Source organism: Haladaptatus sp. AB618, assembly GCF_024136965.1.
Lineage (GTDB): Archaea > Halobacteriota > Halobacteria > Halobacteriales > Haladaptataceae > Haladaptatus.
In genome coordinates this window covers 57,788-76,248 of record NZ_JAMYJX010000013.1, presented here as the reverse complement: position 1 = coordinate 76,248, position 18,461 = coordinate 57,788, and the positions used below count along the sequence as shown (strand labels likewise).

Genomic DNA, 18,461 nt, shown 5'->3' with positions numbered 1-18,461 from the left:
ACGGTTTGCAGAGCCATCGGAATGAACCAGAGGAATTCCGCGAGCTTTAGCGCGGCACGGTAGTACCCGACTTGCTCGTTACTTCCCGATATCAGTTGCAGCATCAGGATGTCGACGTGGTACAGCGACATGAGGAGGAAGATGAGGACGATGGACAACGAATTGAACGTCAACATCGTCCGCCTCGGGAATTCGTTCGGTGTTTTTCGAACGACGCCGCTGAGTGACACCTGTCTCGTGACCAGTATCATCCCGATGACCGCGACGAGCGCACCTCCCACTATCTTCCCGGCCAGCGCACCACCGACACCGAAGCCGAGTTTGACCAACGGGAGCGCGACGGCGAGGAACACGACTTGTTGAACGATTTTCAACGGTTCCGAGTAGCGTTCCAGCCCGAACCCCATCAGCGTCCGTCGGGAATACGCACGGAACTGCTGTGTCATGACGAGGAGCGCGAGGATGTAGAAGTACGGCTCGAAGTCGGGACCGAACACCTGCTTGACCAGTCCAAACCACGCACAGAGCGCGAGGACGATCGATCCGGCGACGGAAAGCAACAGGGCGAGTCTGAAGTAAAACCCGACGACGTGCTCCTCCCAGCAGTCCATATCCCTGTCCTCGGCGAGGAATTTACGAACCCCATCGGTAATGCCGGAGCTCACCAGTATCATGAACATCGAAAACACCGAGAGAACGGTGGTGTAGATGCCGACTCCTTTCGGTTCGAGCAACCGATACAGTATCGGTGTCGTGATGAGCCCGATAATCAGAGTAAGCACTTTCGTCCCCGCAACAGAGAGCAGACCGCTCATCATGCTTCGTTGCACGAAATTACCACCCTACGTTCTCTTCACCGGGGTCTTCTTCGGATGACACTCGATATCCATTTCCCACCAAAGGGGCTTTATTATACACTAACTAGATCGGATGGTGTCGGTGATAATACGATGAGAATGACCGGATAGGACGGTTGTCCGGGATCGCTGTTTATGCGCTAAAGTCGTTGCCCCAGCCAGCGAGTCCGTAGCTGCCACGGTCGTCGATACCGTTGACGATGGTGTTCTTCTTGATGTACACGTCCCTGCTGCTGTCGGTGAGTCGAAGCCCAGCGGAGCCGTTGACCGCTTCTGAATAGATACTCTGTATCCACGTACTACTTCCAGCGTCGATTATCGGTGTCATCTCCCCGATGTAACTTCCATCGTAGACTAGACAGTCGTCGCTGGTGATTTCGAGTGACCGGCGACGGGACGAACCGGTTTGCTCGACGTCGAGATTCCGGAACTCGCAGTCGTCTCGGTCACAGCGGATGGCGGCACGTGCGCTAACGTGACCTCCGTCTCCAGTAAATTTCGAATTCTCGACGAAGACTTGGTCGTCACCGTCGTGAATCCATATCGAGAAACCACCGTCCGCATCGTGGACGAACGTCGAATTCTTGATTCGCGCTTTGTCGGTTCTACCCTGCAGTACCAACGCGTGCACGACGTCGTCTCCAGCGGTTCGAACGGTCGACCCATCGACGCTTAGCAGTCCGACGTCCATCGACTTGATGGCGTGGCCGTTCGGGTCGATCACCTCGACATCACAGTCCACGATACGGATGTAATTCGTGTTCTCGACGCGAATCGCGTGTTGGTTGGACTTCCCATCGCTCTCGTTCACGGATACGGTCGCATTCTTGATGATGCTGTTCTCACCACCGATTCGGAGGCTTGCTGTCTGGCTGTTCTCGTAGTGTCCTCCGTCGATGACGATTTTTCCCGAACCGTTGGCGGCATACAGACCGTTGTCCGGGAAGCCGCCGAGACTGCAATCTTTGAACGTCATTCGGCCGCGGTTGTAGTGGTTGCAGATGATACCGGTGGGCCCCGCCAGAGTCGGTCCCCGGGGGTGTTCTTTTCCCATGCGCCGCCGTCCGGTGCGTGGAACCGCTCGACGACACCCGTTCCGTCGGAATCAGTAATGACGAACCGACCTGGCCCCCACGTTCCGCTGTCGTGTTTGCCCTTAATGTCGATGTCGCGGACGAGGAGACCGTCATCGACGGCTGCTTCGATGACGCGGATTCCGGTATCGTCCGCTGTTTGGTCGATATTGAGGTTCTCGACACGGAGATCTCTCCCGGGATTGTAGGAAATACCGAGGCGGAAGAGCCGGTAGTTCCAATCCCTGTCGTTGAAATCGAAGTAGTTTGCTGGGACGATGGTCGTGTCGTCTTCTCCGACGATTCCGAAGTTGTCGAATCCGGTGTGCCGGAACTGCTCGTCCATGTAGTAGCGGCCCGATGGGAGATAGAGAAGCGTATCATCGTCCGCATACTCGCGAAGGACGGGTGTGATGGAATCCCCGTTGTTGGGGTCGGCACCACCGTCTTCTACGAGGTTAACAACCGTATCGTAGTCGTCAGCGTATGGGATCTGCGCACTCGCTCGACCGGACATCGTTCGTGCCCCGATCGCACATAACCCCGCTGCGCTCACCCCCTTCATGAAAGTACGTCGTGATGCTCCGTGCGTCGATCTTCTATCGTTATTGTCGCTTGATTGATGTGCGTCGATTTTTTGAGTCATTTTGAATCCCAGCGTTTACTGACAACCGTCGTGAGAGAGGAATCCCATCCCGATGTACCGGAAGACAGGTACGTTGGCAGTTCTGACGGTCAACAATAATCTATATTAGAACCTTTTGGCCAAAGTCTGTGGCTTAGTAGTTCCATTCTTTAAGTCCCATGACTATGGTAACTCACCACACAATCGATGAGGCCCAAAAACGAGTCGAAAAATCATCAGTCATATCCAACAGTCAGGTCAATCACTATACCAGAATTCAAATACATATATATGACATCATTAAATCAAAAACAAAAATCCCTTCCGAGCACCGATTCCGTGTTCACGATGCTTAGTCGGTATATAATAAAAGCCGCATGGAGCATCGATACGACAGAGAATGACGTCTATCGGAACGGACGGCACCCGAGTCGAGCGACACGAGAGAATGAAGGTGTTACAACTCGTCACGACACCGCGTCCGTTCTTCGACCTCCAGATTCGAGAGTTGGAGGAACGAAACATCGAGTGCACGACGGTAACGGTCCCTCGTCCGGCGGAGGGTGGCCGTTCGATAACCGACTATCTACGCTATTATCCCACGGTACTCCGTCATTCGCTCTCCGAGTACGACCTCGTCCACGCGAACTACGGCCTCGTCACCCCCTTCGCGCTCGCTCAACCCATTCGCCCGCTCGTGATCACGTTTTGGGGAACCGACCTGATGAGCGAAAACGGGTGGCTCCCCCGTCTCAGTACGGCAGTTGCGCGGCAAGCGGATGCGGTTATCCTGCCGACGAAAGCGATGGCCGCCAACTACTCCGGCCCCCACTCGCTCATCCCGTTCGGCGTCGATACCGAACGTTTTCGACCGATCCCACAGCGGGAAGCCCGCGAACGTATCGGCTGGGATTCCGACGTCCCCATCGTCCTCTTTCCGTACGACACCTCGCGGGACGTCAAGGACTTCGCGCGGGCGAAACGCATCGTCGAGCAGGCCGACGTCGATGCCGACCTGCGTGCGGTGTCCGGCGTTCCACACGAGGAAATCCCGTACTACATGAACGCGAGCGACGTCCTCCTCGTCAGTTCGAAACGGGAGGCCGGACCGATGGTCGTCAAGGAGGCCGCGGCATGTAACCTGCCGATAATCTCGACCGATGTCGGGTTCGTTCGTGAGGTGCTCGACGGCGTTTCGAACTGTACCGTCTCGGACGTTGACAGTGAACTGGTTTCCGCGGTCGAAGACGTGCTCACCCGGGGTGACCCTTCGGACGGACGAACTGCAATAGACGGACTGAGCGTCGATGAAATGGCCGACTCGATCGTTGATGTGTACGACCGAGTGCTCGCTGATCGCGGTTCGAAAGTGGCGGATTCTCGGTAAAAACATCAACTAATTGTTACTTCTGCAACGGGTTGAAACGGTCTTTTTTCGGAGTACTGGTGCGCCTACTGATCCATTACGAGGTCTATAATTAACCCGGTAAGGACCCATACACTATCCATGTTACCGGTGGAACCGGATACCCAACTACCGACGGGGATACCAAATGAACACGGATAGACTCCTCGCAGCGGGCATCGCGTTGTGTTGTATCTTCGCCATCGGCACGTCAGCTTCGACGCTCGGGAAGGCGGTTCACACCAATCCCGACGACGTCATCGATATCAATTACAAGTCACTTCCCATCAACCCGGCCGACGCAGGGGAGTTGAAACGGGAAGCTCAATCGAAGGGAGCACCGACAGCATCACAGTCAAACGATCAACAGCGACAGCAGTCGAACCAGCAACAAAGTCAATCCAGCGCGAACAAGCAAGCAAAACACTCGAAGTCGAGTTCATCGTGGCAGAAGATGGAGTTCCTCGACGAACTCCTCGCGCTGCTCCGGAAACTCGTTCAATGGTTGGTCTGGATCGTTCCGGTCTTCGTCATCGTCAGCGGCGTCGCGGCCGGCGTTCGCTTCCGCAACCGACTGTTCGGCGGGTCGGACGAGCGGAACGCCGGGGGATACGAACGAACACCAACACCGGCACCGACGCCTGACCCGTCGAACGAAATCGAACAGGCGTGGTGGGCGATGGTCGAACGCTTCGGCGTCGATCGACCGCACACCAAAACCCCCGGAGAATGTGCACGCGAGGCCATCGACGCGGGTGGCGACGAGGACGCTGTTCGTACCCTGACGCGCACGTTCGAAGAGGTTCGATATGGCGGAGAACCGATCACTGACGACCGACTCGCCCGAATACACCATGGAACCGACAGACTCGGGGTGGGATCATGAACGGGCGCCGTGTCATGCTCGGACTCGTCGGAGTGCTCGCGCTCGTCTTCGTGGTCGCTGGCGGTGCGAACGCGATACCGATTAACTCGCTCGTAGCGACGCTCGGGAACGACTATCTGCTCGTCGTCGCCATCGGCACGCTCGGCCTGCTCGTGGCGATTCCCGTCCTCGGTTCCGGTAGGGACGGAAATCTCGTTCAAGCCGACATGCCCACCCCCGAAGAGCCAGTGACGGTTCCTCCCGCGGGAAACGACTTCGATGAGACCATCGGGTCGTGGTCCTTCCGACTCCCGTTCGTCGGTCGCAAGCACCGGCGCAGCGTCGAAAAACGGCTTCGAGCGGCGGCCGTCGAAACCGTGATGCGGGCCGAAAACTGCACTCGAAAGGATGCTCGACAGTTGGTCGAATCGGGGGAGTGGACTGACGACCCGACTGTAGCGGCCTATCTTGGCGGTACCAACGTCTCGGGAGTGGGTACCGGGAGCCGTGTTTCTACCGTCCTGACCGGTCGGTCGTGGCACCAGCGTTGCGCTCGCCGCACCGCCATGGAGATCGCGGACAGGGGTGAGCGACTATGACCGAAACACATCGTTGGCGCGGTGTCATCGCGCTCTCCCTCGCCGCCGGTGCGGTCGGTCTCGCCGTCAACCGTCCATCGATGCTTTTGCTCGGCGTGATCGGCGTCGTCTTTGCGGCGTACCCGAGCGTCTTGGGGGAGCCAGAGCCGAACCTTCGACTCGAACGTCGACTCAGCAACAGTACACCACGACCTGGAAACGAGGTCACGGTAACGGTGACGGTGACGAACGAGGGTGGGTTCCTCCCCGACGTTCGCATCGTGGACGGAGTACCTGCACTGCTCTCAGTTTCCGGTGGTTCTCCGCGGAAAGGGGTCGCCTTCTGGCCCGGTCGCTCGGTGAGTTTTTCGTATCGGGTACAAGCCAAACACGGGAAACACCCGTTCGAACCCGCCGTCGTCGTCGCCCGTGATCTGAGCGGCGCACACGAGGTGGAAACGACCGTGGCTGCGGATACGGAACTCGACTGTACCGGGACCGAGACCGATAGTTCGCTCCGGGACAAGACGCTCGACCAGGTCGGTCGCATCGTCGCGCAAAAAGGGGGGAGCGGCATCGAATTTTACCGAACCCGCGAGTATCGTGCCGGAGACGCCATGCACCGCATCGACTGGAATCGATACGCTCGAACCGGCTCCTTGACGACCGTCGAATACCGCGAGGAGAACGCCGCGACGGTCGTCGTCCTCGTGGACGCACGGGCCGTCGCCTACCGGGCTGCAACGGACGAACCACACGCGGTTGCGTACAGCGTTTCCGCGGCGGAACAGCTGCTCGCGTCGCTGCATCGTGATCGTAATCTCGTCGGTCTCGCGGCGTTCGGCCGCGAGATGTGCTGGTTGGAACCCGGTGCGGGACGGTCACATCGAGCGAATGCCCAACAGTTGCTTGCGACACATACCGCGTTCGCATCGTTTCCGCCGACTGAAGAAGCGGACCACGGGGAACAGCTCGAACAGCTCCGTATGCGGCTTCCGAGCGCAGCACAAGTGGTGTTGCTCTCCCCGCTCTCGGACCAAACCATTATCGAGACGGCGCGTCGCCTCGACGCGTACGGACATCCCGTGAGCGTCATCAGCCCCGACGTAACCGACGAGGAAAGCGTCGGCCAACGGCTCGCTGGCGTCGAACGGAGAAACCGACTCAGTGCGCTTCGAAAGGCGGATATTCCGGTCATCGAGTGGGATCCGGAGACGCCGCTCGCCGCGGCATTGCTGAATCGTCCACGGAGGGTACACGCATGAGCACGGTAACCGGAACCACGACTGCGACCCAACGACCGACACGCGTCGCGAGCGCGCTCGCAGTCGGTATCGCACTGCTCGCGATGTGGGAGCTCGGCGCGTCATCACTCGCACTCGTCCTCGAACTCGCCGGTGTCGCTGCCCTCGCCGGTGGGGTCGGTCTCTGGCGACGTGAGTGGCTCATCTCGGGCGCGTTGGTCGGGGTCGTCGGTGTCGCCGGAGTCGTCGGTGCGCTCGCCGTCGCGTCCGCCGGAATCGCTAGATTGAGCGGATTCATCCGGTTGATTCCGGGGCTTATCGGCGTCTTCGTGCTCGCGCTGGCACTCGTACCGGTGCGTGGGACGGGGTCGCGCACGCTCGTGAAAGTCGGTACTGCACTCGTCTTCATCGGCGTACTCGCGTCCGGTATCTTCAACGCGGTAACGCTCGGGACGTTACTGGTGGCGGGTGCCGCAACCGTCGTCGCGTGGGACGCGGGCGAACACGCCATCAACGTCGGGGAGCATCTCGGTCGCGGACGCGATACGCGGGAGATCGAACTCGTTCACATCGTCGGGAGCGGAGTCGTCGCGTTCGTCGCGGTCGAGGCGGCGAAATTCTCGGGAGGAGTCGGGCCATCGGGTCTCTCCTTGGCGTCGCTGGTGCTCCTGCTGGTCGCGATCGTCCTCCTCGCTGTGGCCCTCCACGATTAGTAAGTCGATAATAAAGCACAGCGGGAACGGACCTACGAGCAACGAATGGCCCCGACTGTGAGTGTTATCGTTCCGACGTACAACCGTGCACATTCTTTGCCTCGAACCGTCGAGAGCGTTCTTTCACAGACGCTCGAGGATTTGGAACTCATCATCGTCGACGACGCATCGGACGACGATACAGCCTCGGTCGTCGATTCGTACGACGACGACCGAATACGGTTCTTCGAACACGACGAAAATCAGGGTGCGAGTGCCGCACGAAACACGGGAATTGAGCATGCCGAGGGCGAATACATGGCGTTTCTCGACTCGGACGACGTGTGGCTACCCACGAAACTCGAAAAACAAGTTCTCACCCTCGAACTTCGCTCCGACGAGTGGGTCGCGGCATACTGTAAGGCGGAAACCGTCCACCCGGGCGGACAGAACCCGGCGATAAAATGGGTGACGGAGTTCATTTCACGTCGAAACAAAGCAGAAGGTGCGGAGGGCGGTAAGGAACTCATCGGGCTGGTGTTGAGCGACGATCTTCACACCAGTGCGGGATCGACGCTCATCGTGAAGAGCGAGGTCGTCCGGGAAATCAACGGGTTCGACGAGTCGTTCACCCGCTTTCAGGACCCTGAGTTCCTCATCCGAGTCCTCAAACACGGGAAACTCGCCTGCGTGAACGAAACGCTCCTCCTCCGCTACGAGACGGGGTCACCGTCGGCGGATTCGGTGGCAAAAGCTGACGAACACTACCGTCGGACGTTCACAAAAGAAGTCGAGCAACTAGAACGACAGGGAATAGACGTGACTGGAGCGCATCACTACATTCTGGCTAGACACTTCCTGAACGAAGGACAGCTCAGGACGGGGTTCCGGTACCTTCGCCGGTCGCGTAAACCGGAAGTACGACAGCTACCCGGCTTGCTGATGAACGTCTACAAGGGAGTTAAAGCAAATATCGGATGACACGACCACGATACGCACACTACTATCTGGCCCTCTCGGTACTCTCGACGATTCTGTTCGGCGGTACTATCCTTGGATTCGGCCCGCTTGGATGGTTGACACCCACCCAATCGACGGGAGTAGTGATCGTATCGTTCACGGTGCTAACGCTGTTTCAATCACTGTCAGGTAGTTAGACAATAGCACGCATTTTGTTCCCACGATAAAATATCTCCGAAGAGGCATATATTCGCGGTGGGTTCACTCCGTTCAAACCGTACAATCGCAAGACGTAAACGGAATGCAACGGCGTGCAAGAAAGCGAGAGGGTCGGTCTATTTTATGATGTGTCCCCGTCTGGATACCGTCGAAGAAACATGAGCGCTACGACGCAAACTCTCTCTGAAGCCCCGTCGTTGCCGAACGAGAACGAACCGGAAAACCTCACGAAGGACAAGATCTTCCACATCCTTCAGACACAACGACGGCGACACGCCCTACGGTATCTCAAAGAGCACGACAACCCCGTGGAAATGCGCGACCTCGCGGAGCAAGTCGCCGCATGGGAAAACGACACCACCGTTCAAGCACTCGCTTCGGACGAACGCCAACGCGTGTACATCGCACTCTATCAGTCGCATCTCCCGAAACTCGACAGCGAAGGCATCATCGAGTACAACAAGAGTCGTGGAATCGTCGAACGTGACGATCTGGCCGACGAATTCGATCCATACCTCGAACCGTCTATCGAGTCCGAAACATCGGAAACCGAAATCGACATCGAGTCGGATAACGACCGTTGGTTCAGTTACTACCGCTGGGCAACCGCAGTCAGCGCGGGAACGTTCGCGGCAGCGTGGTTGAACGCACCGCTCGTCTCGGCCGCATCGACCAACCTTCTCGGTGCATTCGTCGTCGGACTGTACGCGATGATATCCGCCATGCAGATCGCCCTCCGTTAACGACAAACGTCCGAAACGAATCGTCTTGTGAGACAGTTTTTATATGTTTTTATAATTTAGAATGCATTCATATCAATTTTGTCTGACGTAGAACTATATGGCGAAGGAACTAAGCGTCCGACTACGTACTCGAAACAAATGTTCGGCCACCGGAACCATATTTGGTTGGTTATCCATACTATCCTTGTCGTTTTCCTCGTCGTCGGTGTCGCCGTGGTTCCGGCAACAGCAGGGGGTACGGACGGGACAGATACTGGACGGATTATCTCGATACATCGAACCGGAGATGCCGTCGTCACGAAAACGAACGAGACGACGTACGTTTGGCAGTCCGAACGGTACACCGCCGATGTAAAATTCCGTATAAATTCGAACGTGTCGAAGTATTCGGTCTGTCTACTGGAAAGTTACAACGGCAAGGACCCCCACAGCGTCGTCTGTCAAAGTGCGACCGTCGGAAACGGTTCGACCACGACCGTCACACTCAACGGTACCAACGCGAGCGAAACCGGAAAACGGACGCTCTATTTCCGACTGAGACCCACGTTCGGAAGCGACGTTCCGATCATCGACAGTCGAACGATCAACCAGACGGTCATCACGAAAGGGGGAGACTACGACCAAGACGGCCTGACGAACGAGTTCGAGGCCGACAAAATACAAAAAAAGGGCTGGCCAGCTGACGCCCTCAACGATTCGGACATGGACAGCGACGGACTCAACGACGGGGAGGAAGTCAACAAATGGGGAACGAACCCAGTCAGCAAGGACAGCGATAACGACAGTATACTCGACGGAAAGGAGATACTCAGCGGAACGAACCCAAACAAGGCGGATAGCGATGGGGACGGCGTCAACGATGCAAAGGATCCCGAGCCGATGAACCCGAATGTTGCGAGATCGACTACGCAAGCGTCGAAAACGACGACGGCAACGAAACACCAGCAGTCGAACGGTCTTTCGGGAATACAACTCCTGCTCGTCGGTGTCGTCGGTATCGGTATTTTCGGCGCTGCAGCCTTGCTCTGGCGGGTCGGTCGTGACGACCCCGATCCACCGACACCGGTCCCCGAATCGGGAACCACCTCGATACCGGTAACGAAATCAGAGGAGGGCGATGCCGACGGTGATGAAGACATCCTCACCGACGAAGGTCAAGTGTTGAAACTCCTGCGCAATAATCGAGACCGGATGAAACAGGTTGATATCGTCGAGGAAACCGGGTGGTCGAAGTCGAAGGTAAGCAGACTGCTCTCCAGAATGGAAGAAAGGGGTGACATCAATCGATTGCGCGTCGGTCGTGGCAACATTGTATACCTCGAAGGCGCGAAACCTAACGGTGCTCGGTCGCCACATGAAGAAGATTCGTATAGTTAGTTCGATATTTAAAAAACCCGCACAGGCAAGGTGAAACGGTTGGAACACTACAGAAGTTCGACATTGTTCCAGTCAGTTTCACCTCCTTAATTGCTGGATAATAATAGTGGTACCCTGTGAAGCATGGGATACAATGTCGATAGACATGAGCGGTTCCCGAAACGTCGACGGTAGCACGATGGCCGATACACAGTGTCGTAACTGCAGTTCGTTCGTGACCCCCCAATTCGCCCGCGTGTTCGGGAACAACCGAAACGAAGTCTACGGCTGTTTCGAATGTATGACTGCGACCGAAGTGAAGAAGGGACGTGCCAACGACCCCGCCGAAGCCGACCTCGCCCGAGAGGAAATGCGGTAGTGCTAACGCGCACCTTTACTTCTCACTTCATTCCATAGCCGAAGATAACAGACAGCGCGGAGTTACTTGTCCCGAGAGACTTCCTCGTTCGGGAGCGTCATCGCACCTTCCGAGAGCGTGACACCCGGATAGAGACTGGTGTTGATGCCCGTTTTCACGTTGTCGCCGACGACGACACCGAACTTCCGCCGTCCAGTGGAAACACGGTCACCTTTCACCGTGTGTTTGACCGACTTACCGTCGTGACGGAGGTTGGCCACGTTCGTTCCCGCACCGAAGTTCACGTCACGACCGAGGACGCTATCACCGACATAGGAGAGGTGACCGACCGTCGCACCTGGCGACAAGACGCTGTTTTTCACCTCGACGCTGTGGCCGACTTTTGCGCCTTCATCCACGAGCGTTGCACCCCGGATGTACGCGTTCGGTCCGATGGTTGCATCCGAACGGATCAGCGCCGGTCCCTCGATGACGACGCCGGATTTGACCGTTGCACCCTCCTCGACGACTACATCCCCCGTGATCGTGGCCCCATCGCTCACGTCCCCACTGATATCGCGTTCCAGCTCTCCGATTTTCCATTCGTTCGCTTCGAGCAGTTCCCACGGGCGGCCCACGTCGAGCCATCGTTTGACTTCGACGGCAGTGACGTCGTATTCCTCGATGACGCGCTCCACTACGTCCGTGATTTCGAACTCGCCGCGTTCGCTCTCACCAACGTCGAGCCAGTCACGCGCTTCTTCAGGGAACACGTATGCACCAGTGTTGGCGAGGTCCGTCGGCGGGTCGTCCGGTTTCTCGACGATACCCGTCGCACGGTCACCATCCGTCGAGATGACGCCGTAATTCGAAGGATCATCGACTCGGTACGTCCCCACACCGGGGCCGTTCGAGAGTAGCTGTTTGACGGCAGCAGTATCATAGAGATTGTCGCCGTTGAGGACGGCAAACGGCCCGTCGATGTGTTCACGGGCCGCGCGAACCGCGTCGGCCGTTCCACGTTGCTCTTCCTGTACCGAATATTTGACCGGGATTCCGGCGTACTCCGCGCCGAAGTACTCCCGGACGGTGTCAGCCTCGTAGCCGACGACGAGAACGAGTTCTTCGGCACCCGCTTCGACGGCGGCGCGCGCCGTGTGAGCGACAAGTGGTTCCTCTGCAACCGGCAACATGGGCTTCGGACACGATGCGGATAGCGGTCGCATTCGTGTACCCTCACCTGCGGCCAGAACGATTGCCTGCATAGCAGTATCTTCCGCTAGAAGGCGTATAATTATTCACGGGCTAACGAGCGGACTACACGCGGAACGAGTTCTGCGTGGACGAAATCATGTCACGGAACGGATTCGACCGCTCTCGGGATGGGAGATCTTCCCAAACATCCATACCATCGTACGTCTGTCCGAACTCCAGATACTCACGCGCCAACCACAGGGCGTGGTTTTGTGACCCGAGTCCAGGGAAGAGCGTTCGCGTCTCCCCGTTCCGAACGACGAGGGCTTGCCACTGATCGCCGACTCGACGGCAGATCACCGATTCAACCCCATCCGACCATTCGATCCCGCCGTAGACGTTGCGTTGGAGCCGATAACCCTCGATACGGATCGGAATACCACTGTAACAGCCGTCAGCTTCCTTGACCCTATGATTGGCAACTTGCTTCATTCTTCTCCCTCGCTCACGTCGCGGCACTCCCAAACCATCTCTAACGTATCATTTCGAGGACACGGTAAAAGATGTTGACCTTCGTGCTCCCACTTTTTATATAGGGATGGATAGAATGGTACATATTCTATGATAAAACGGATGAAACGCAAGACGGTACCGGTTTCCCTGTTGTCGACAAACGAATAGAACAGTGTGAAACCGTATTCCCCCTTTTTAGAGATGGGGAAAGAAACGCTAGTTGTAATGAGTGCGACCGAAAGCCGCCACAAGGTTTCCGATCTCGTCGACTCGTTCGTCGGCCTCGAAATCGAAGACCCCCTCCGCGTCACCGTCGGTGACGTCACTATCGATTGCCACGTGCACGATATCGACCGAACGAACGACCGATTTACCATACTGGTGAAAACCTTCGCGGAAGATTATCTCCGCATCGAGACCCAATGGGTCGGTGGATGGCTCGATCCCCAAGTAGACCGCCTCAAGCCGATTGCGGAGGAGCGACAGCCGATCGGCGAGCTACAGAACATCGAAGCGGCGTAAAAACGGGGGTATCGATCGTTTGGAGGGAGAGGACTTTTTCACCGTTTAGCGAGTTGCGTAATCTCAACCATCAGGTCGAGACCATCAGCACACCGGAAGGTCCACGCACGATCGAAGCCGATTCCGGACCGATGTGCGCCTCGGAGTAGGGATGACAGTTTGGTTTCGAACTCCGTTTCGTCCATCGTAGGTGCGTGCTCCCCACAGGTATGTGTGGTCTCGGGGTCACTCGCCAGTCGCGTCACTTCGACCATGAGGTCGGGATGATCGTCCTCGCGGCGGAACGTCCACGAGCGGTCGAACGTGACCGCACCACGGCGTGCCGCAACCAGGAGGGCCTTCAAAGAACCCTCGAATTCTTGGGGACCTGTCCAAAGAGAGGCGCTGTCAGTTTGGCTCATTTTTCGCTTTCCTCGGTTCGGCCATATCCCCGGGGGGTAATAAAAGGAGAAACTCGTAGTGCACCGTTTCAGATCGTTTCAAACCGCGTATGTACTGTTGTCGACGTTTGTACGTCGAAAATAAGCGACTCAGAGATCACTGCCGCGGAGAGACTTTATCCAACTGTTCAGACAACAGTCCGTTGATAGATTGGGGGTTGGAAACGTTCTCAAAAACGAGATTGTTCGTCGACGTACCAGCGGTGTGTATCGTCACCGTCCCGTAATCGAAGATGCGTTCCGGAAGTGATTGTGAGAAGGCAATATCCTGCACACGATCCAATCGCATTTGTGTCACGTCCTGTGCGAAGACGCCACGCTTGTGGTATATCTCCTCGGTCGTGAGGACGAACCATTCGCTTCGCCAACGGAGAAACGGTGGGACGGCGACCGCGATTCCGGCCACAATCGGAAGAACGCCGAGCCACTTCGCCCAACCGAAGTAGCCGCTTCCGATGATACCGACACCGATCAAAACGAGGACGATACCGGCGAGAATCGACGGAATCGTCCGATAGAAACTCCGGTGACCTGCCCAGAGAACCTCCTCGTCGGGTGTGAGGTGAAGCCACGACACGTCCAAATCTTTCGTCATGGTATGAAACAACGAGGGGCGCAAGCACCTTTACGTTTGCCGCGATGTTCGTGCAAACGAGCCTGGACTATTTTCGGCCGCCGAAATGGAGAGACGATGACGACGTCGAGATAATGAGCTAAAAGGGCTATCCTCCGGCCACACCCCTCACCGTATCGCGTGTCTTTCCACAATCGTCCGAGTACCTCATGACCCGAGACACTGAATACGGTGGGCAAGGGGTGGGGCGGTATCACGAGTACACACGATCACGGAAAGGAAACCGGTATTGCCAGTAATGGAGCCATTTAAATTCCACACACCACTTTTGCCAGTATCCATACCAACCGTAAAACGTAATTTCGACACCACACCTTTGCCACTCGACTCCCTACTACCCCGTGGGACATATTGACATGCATCGGGTCGCGCTGGTACAATCGAACTACACCGTCGGGGATATCGAGGACAACGAACGGAAGATCAAGGACGGAATCCGTCGAGCACGCGAGGAGAACGCCGATCTCGTCGTGTTCTCGGAACTCGCGCTCGTTGGCTATCCACCCCAGGACCTCGTGAAACGCGAGTCGTTCATCGAAACACAACTCGCCGCTCTCAATCGGATCGCCGAGGAGGCGACTGACATCACGGCTATCGTCGGATTCGTCGCGCGGAACGCCGACGATTACGGGAAAGGAGTGCAAAACGCGGTGGCGATCTGCCGCGATGGGACGGTCGTCGGTCGGACCGAGAAACGGCTCCTCCCGACGTACGACGTGTTCGACGAGGACCGATTTTTCGAACCCGCGACGAGCCAACCGCTCCACACGCTCGGCGACGGAACCGACCTCGGCGTCAGTATCTGTGAGGACGCGTGGAACGAACCCGACGTCTGGGAGCGCCCGGAGTACGACGAGGACCCTATCGAAGACCTCGTAACGGCGGGGGCGGATCTGCTCGTGAACAGCTCCGCCAGTCCGTTTTACGGCGGGAAAGGAGAATTTCGAGAGCAACTGTTCGGCGCACACGCCAGCGACCACGGCAAGTGGCTGGTCTTCGTGAACCAGGTCGGTGCGAACGACGAGCTCATCTTCGACGGCCGATCGTTCGTCGTCGCACCCGATGGGACGATAGCATGCCGACTCGCGGCCTTCGAGGAGGATTTCACCGTCTACGACGTTCCACTCGACGCTGAATCGCCTGCGACGGTAAACATCGCCCCCGAACCCCCGGTTGGAGCGGCAGAGATCCGGTCGGCACTTGCACTTGGGATCAGGGATTACGTCCACAAAACGGGGTTCGAGGACGTCATCGTCGGGCTTTCGGGTGGTATCGACTCCTCGCTGACGGCCGCGCTGGCCGTCGATGCGCTCGGCCCGGAGAACGTCCTCGGCGTCGCCATGCCGACCAGATACACCAGCGACGAGAGCGAGATCGACGCCCGCGAACTCGCCGACAACCTCGATATCGACTTCCTCGACATACCGATAGAGGACACCTTCGAATCGTTCGAGACGGAGTTGGCACCGGTTCTCGACGAGGAACCGAGCGTCACGGAGGAGAACGTCCAAGCCCGAATTCGAGCGACGACGCTGATGGCGATCGCAAACGAACAGAGCCGTCTCCTCCTCGCGACCAGCAATCGGAGCGAACTCGCCATCGGGTACACCACCCTCTACGGCGATATGTGTGGATCACTCGCTCCGATCGCGGACTGCCCGAAAACGTTCGTCTACGGGCTTGCAAATCGGATGAACGAATCCGAGACGACCATCCCCGAACGCGTCATCGAAAAGCCGCCCTCCGCGGAGCTTCGAGCGGATCAAACCGACGAGGACGACCTCCCACCGTACGAGGTTCTCGATTCGATTCTGGTGGGGTACGTGGACGAAGGGTTGACCGCCGACGAACTGGTCGAATCGGGACACGACCGCGAAACGGTTCGTCGAGTACTTTCGATGCTACATCGATCCGAGTACAAACGGTTTCAGGCCGCTCCCGTGCTCAAGGTGTCACCGAAAGCGTTCGGCGTGGGATGGCGATACCCGCTCGCGGCAAAGTACGAAAGCATCCTCCCGAAGTGAACGAAATCGGAGAAGTGTGTCACGTCCGCTCGCAAAATATTCACCATTTTACGAAGAATGATTTTTATATCTATACTGTGTAATTAAGTTCCGGAGAGGAGGTCGCTTCTTCGAGCCGTATCCTTCTCATCGGCGATCCAGAGAATGAAAATCGGTACTGAGACGACGGGGGAGACCCCGTCAGACGATTCGAGAGATGAATCGCCCGCCGACTCGATGACGAAGTGGCGTCGGCTCGGCGAACTGCTGAAGGTGTGGGGGGCCGCCATCGAAGTGTGGCTCAAGATCCTCGCCACGATACTCGTCGGCGTGGCCACGCTGCTGAAACTGCCACACTAAGACGAAATGGGAGAACCGGCCTATTTCCCCTTTCCGCCGCGGAACCGGGACGCAAGACCGGATGCGTACTGCGCCACCGTCAGTCCGAACACCAAACTGACGAGCCCGAGTCCTCCCCAGAAAACGAGCGTCGAAGACAGGTTACCCGTCTTTGCTGGGGAATGAATTCCGCTCAAACCGCCGGATTGTTTGTTTGCGCTCCCACCCTTCTGTGACCCATCACCACCGCCGACGTTCGATCCCGCATTGTCGGCCTGTTGGAGGTCCTGTAGCCGTGGTTTCGCGGTCGTCGTGACGTGCTTGTTCAACCACGGTGTCATCGACCGTCCGCCCACATCGGCGACGATATTCCGGAAATCGGCGTACGTGACCGTCCCATTGTGTTCGTTCATCCGATGAAATACGTCCATTAGACTATGACGCCCGTCGGTCGCCTGCTGTATCTTTTCGTCGAGTACCCACAAGGTGAGCGCCCCGCGATAGTACGGGACCTCGCGGTCGGCCCATGTACTCGGTTTCGAGAGCGTCGATGCGTCGTACGATTTCGACGAGAGCGTTCCGACAACGGAGGATTTCGAGGTTTCGTCCTCCTTCATCGCCAAATCCGACGCGAAGTAGGCGGCGCTGGCCTCCCGAAACCACTCCATCTTATCGCCCAGTTCGAACGACTGTCGCGTGTGGAAATACTCGTGTAACCAGAGGTTCTGCGGATCGTCGAGACGGGCGTCTTCGTGCACCCATAGTTCGCCGTACTTCGGCGAGGCGTACCCACCGCGCCAGATCGGATCGGGGAGGACGAACATCAGTACGTCGTCCGGGGATTGGCCGGGAATCCGTTTGCTCGCCGCGCTGACCGAGTCGAAAATCGACTTGGGGGACTCGGCGGGGGACGCATCGGCCGCGACGATCATCCGAAATCGTTGCCCGTCCGCGTGACGGACGTGTTCGTCGTACTTCCCGACGTACGTGAATGCCGACCCGAGAACGCCGGAATCGGCGAACGAAACGCTCCGATCCGGATAGTCGTCCTGGAGGGGGTGAAAATAGCTCCAGTCGTCGGCGGCCATGGATTCCCACGCAACCGATACCCTCGGCGTCGGTGCGAGCGCCCAGTCGTCGGTCGCCGCGAACTCGCGACCGCTTCCGGAGTGAACGCTCGTGGTGATCGTCATCGACGGGGAGTCAGTCTCGCCGTCCCAGCGGAGTGCGTGGTTTCCGTTCCCCGTTTGGTCGCTGACGAACCCATCCGAGGACACCACGTTTCCGGTGTAATTGATGAGCCAGAAGTGGCTCCCGTCGTCGGGTGTCTCGAAATCGAGATGATACCGAACGGTACCGGATTGGGACGCGTGCCGCTCGATGGAAACCGAAACGGCTGGCGGCCCGCTTGACGACTGTCTGCCCGACGATTGTGCCGTCGCTTGCGGAGCGAACGTGCCAGCGACGAGCGACAGCACGAGTAGTAGTACGACTGTCCTCCCGGTAACCAGACCCACGGACCCCATTTACAGCCTCGTCGGCCGGATGGAGTTTTGTTATACGTCGCCTGAACGAAAACAGGGTCGATCAAAGTTGTATGATGGTTTGCAGTGGAGGATGAGTTTCCGGAACTTCCGAGTTTCCCAAGGAAACAGTTTTTAAGTGAGATGGAGAAATCCCATTTCCGACGTTCTAGGAGGTCAGTTTCAGTATTCTTTGTTGGGAGAAAAGAAAGCACACGCCCCCCACGTTTCCGACGTTCTACGAAATTCTATGTGAGTCTCTTTATGGAAGCAGTCAATGACTAACCGGAACAGGGAATTGAAGTCACTGGTTTCCAC

General features: G+C 57.4%; 20 protein-coding genes. 12 read left to right on the top strand and 8 right to left on the bottom strand.

Annotated features, from left to right (window positions below; translation table 11 throughout):
* The 3 genes from NKF26_RS22945 to NKF26_RS22935 form a co-directional block, all read right to left on the bottom strand.
* Positions 1 to 830 (bottom strand): oligosaccharide flippase family protein (locus NKF26_RS22945; protein ID WP_253234930.1); only part of this gene is annotated, 830 nt, incomplete at its 3' end.
* A 160-nt stretch (positions 831 to 990) separates the two neighbouring features.
* Positions 991 to 1,833, bottom strand: coding sequence for a hypothetical protein (locus NKF26_RS22940; RefSeq protein ID WP_253234929.1), 843 nt, complete (start codon positions 1,831 to 1,833; stop codon positions 991 to 993).
* Complete coding sequence (locus tag NKF26_RS22935) at positions 1,830 to 2,495, bottom strand: hypothetical protein (protein ID WP_253234928.1); 666 nt, start codon at positions 2,493 to 2,495, stop codon at positions 1,830 to 1,832. Before NKF26_RS22935 ends, NKF26_RS22940 begins: the two co-directional genes overlap by 4 nt.
* Positions 2,496 to 3,003: 508 nt before the next feature.
* On the opposite strand from NKF26_RS22935, the gene NKF26_RS22930 reads away from it, so the two are divergent.
* The 9 genes from NKF26_RS22930 to NKF26_RS22890 all read left to right on the top strand — a co-directional run bounded on the left by NKF26_RS22930 (position 3,004) and on the right by NKF26_RS22890 (position 10,996).
* Entirely contained in the window at positions 3,004 to 3,942 is a 939-nt protein-coding gene (locus tag NKF26_RS22930) for a glycosyltransferase (RefSeq protein WP_369682181.1), read from the top strand.
* A gap of 166 nt (positions 3,943 to 4,108) precedes the next feature.
* On the top strand, positions 4,109 to 4,846 hold the full coding sequence (locus NKF26_RS22925) for a DUF4129 domain-containing protein (protein WP_253234926.1): 738 nt from the start codon (positions 4,109 to 4,111) through the stop codon (positions 4,844 to 4,846).
* Positions 4,843 to 5,424, top strand: a complete 582-nt coding sequence (locus NKF26_RS22920) for a hypothetical protein (protein ID WP_253229066.1) — start codon at positions 4,843 to 4,845, stop codon at positions 5,422 to 5,424. Before NKF26_RS22925 ends, NKF26_RS22920 begins: the two co-directional genes overlap by 4 nt.
* Positions 5,421 to 6,668 (top strand): DUF58 domain-containing protein, encoded by a 1,248-nt coding sequence (locus NKF26_RS22915; protein ID WP_253229067.1) that lies wholly within the window; start codon positions 5,421 to 5,423, stop codon positions 6,666 to 6,668. Before NKF26_RS22920 ends, NKF26_RS22915 begins: the two co-directional genes overlap by 4 nt.
* The gene (locus tag NKF26_RS22910; protein ID WP_253229068.1) at positions 6,665 to 7,360 is read left to right on the top strand and encodes a hypothetical protein; all 696 of its coding nucleotides are present in this window, start codon (positions 6,665 to 6,667) and stop codon (positions 7,358 to 7,360) included. Before NKF26_RS22915 ends, NKF26_RS22910 begins: the two co-directional genes overlap by 4 nt.
* A gap of 45 nt (positions 7,361 to 7,405) precedes the next feature.
* The gene (locus NKF26_RS22905) at positions 7,406 to 8,320 is read left to right on the top strand and encodes a glycosyltransferase family 2 protein (RefSeq protein ID WP_256487814.1); all 915 of its coding nucleotides are present in this window, start codon (positions 7,406 to 7,408) and stop codon (positions 8,318 to 8,320) included.
* Between the two features lie 356 nt (positions 8,321 to 8,676).
* Positions 8,677 to 9,261, top strand: a complete 585-nt coding sequence (locus NKF26_RS22900; protein ID WP_253229070.1) for a hypothetical protein — start codon at positions 8,677 to 8,679, stop codon at positions 9,259 to 9,261.
* Between the two features lie 375 nt (positions 9,262 to 9,636).
* Positions 9,637 to 10,638 carry a helix-turn-helix domain-containing protein gene (locus NKF26_RS22895; RefSeq protein ID WP_253234925.1) on the top strand — a complete coding sequence of 334 codons (1,002 nt, stop codon included), beginning with the start codon at positions 9,637 to 9,639 and terminating at the stop codon, positions 10,636 to 10,638.
* Positions 10,639 to 10,816: 178 nt separating this feature from the next.
* Complete coding sequence (locus NKF26_RS22890) at positions 10,817 to 10,996, top strand: hypothetical protein (protein WP_253229073.1); 180 nt, start codon at positions 10,817 to 10,819, stop codon at positions 10,994 to 10,996.
* Between the two features lie 62 nt (positions 10,997 to 11,058).
* On the opposite strand, the gene glmU is transcribed toward NKF26_RS22890, so the two are convergent.
* Together glmU and NKF26_RS22880 are read right to left on the bottom strand one after the other, a co-directional pair.
* Complete coding sequence (glmU, locus tag NKF26_RS22885; RefSeq protein ID WP_253229074.1) at positions 11,059 to 12,240, bottom strand: bifunctional sugar-1-phosphate nucleotidylyltransferase/acetyltransferase; 1,182 nt, start codon at positions 12,238 to 12,240, stop codon at positions 11,059 to 11,061.
* A 52-nt stretch (positions 12,241 to 12,292) separates the two neighbouring features.
* A complete protein-coding gene (locus tag NKF26_RS22880; RefSeq protein WP_253229075.1) occupies positions 12,293 to 12,661 on the bottom strand; it encodes a hypothetical protein in 369 nt (122 codons plus the stop codon).
* 246 nt (positions 12,662 to 12,907) lie between these two features.
* Between NKF26_RS22880 and NKF26_RS22875 the strand changes: the two genes are divergently transcribed.
* Positions 12,908 to 13,204, top strand: a complete 297-nt coding sequence (locus NKF26_RS22875) for a hypothetical protein (RefSeq protein WP_253229076.1) — start codon at positions 12,908 to 12,910, stop codon at positions 13,202 to 13,204.
* A 38-nt stretch (positions 13,205 to 13,242) separates the two neighbouring features.
* Here the strand turns inward: NKF26_RS22875 and NKF26_RS22870 are convergent, their stop codons facing one another.
* Complete coding sequence (locus NKF26_RS22870; protein WP_253229077.1) at positions 13,243 to 13,605, bottom strand: hypothetical protein; 363 nt, start codon at positions 13,603 to 13,605, stop codon at positions 13,243 to 13,245.
* 136 nt (positions 13,606 to 13,741) lie between these two features.
* Positions 13,742 to 14,239 carry a PH domain-containing protein gene (locus tag NKF26_RS22865; RefSeq protein WP_253229078.1) on the bottom strand — a complete coding sequence of 166 codons (498 nt, stop codon included), beginning with the start codon at positions 14,237 to 14,239 and terminating at the stop codon, positions 13,742 to 13,744.
* Between the two features lie 395 nt (positions 14,240 to 14,634).
* Between NKF26_RS22865 and NKF26_RS22860 the strand changes: the two genes are divergently transcribed.
* Both NKF26_RS22860 and NKF26_RS22855 read left to right on the top strand, forming a co-directional pair.
* On the top strand, positions 14,635 to 16,302 hold the full coding sequence (locus NKF26_RS22860) for an NAD+ synthase (RefSeq protein WP_253229079.1): 1,668 nt from the start codon (positions 14,635 to 14,637) through the stop codon (positions 16,300 to 16,302).
* A gap of 144 nt (positions 16,303 to 16,446) precedes the next feature.
* Positions 16,447 to 16,641, top strand: coding sequence for a hypothetical protein (locus NKF26_RS22855; protein ID WP_253229080.1), 195 nt, complete (start codon positions 16,447 to 16,449; stop codon positions 16,639 to 16,641).
* Between the two features lie 20 nt (positions 16,642 to 16,661).
* On the opposite strand, the gene NKF26_RS22850 is transcribed toward NKF26_RS22855, so the two are convergent.
* The gene (locus NKF26_RS22850; RefSeq protein ID WP_253229081.1) at positions 16,662 to 18,146 is read right to left on the bottom strand and encodes a glycyl aminopeptidase; all 1,485 of its coding nucleotides are present in this window, start codon (positions 18,144 to 18,146) and stop codon (positions 16,662 to 16,664) included.
* Between the last annotated feature and the right edge of the window lie 315 nt (positions 18,147 to 18,461).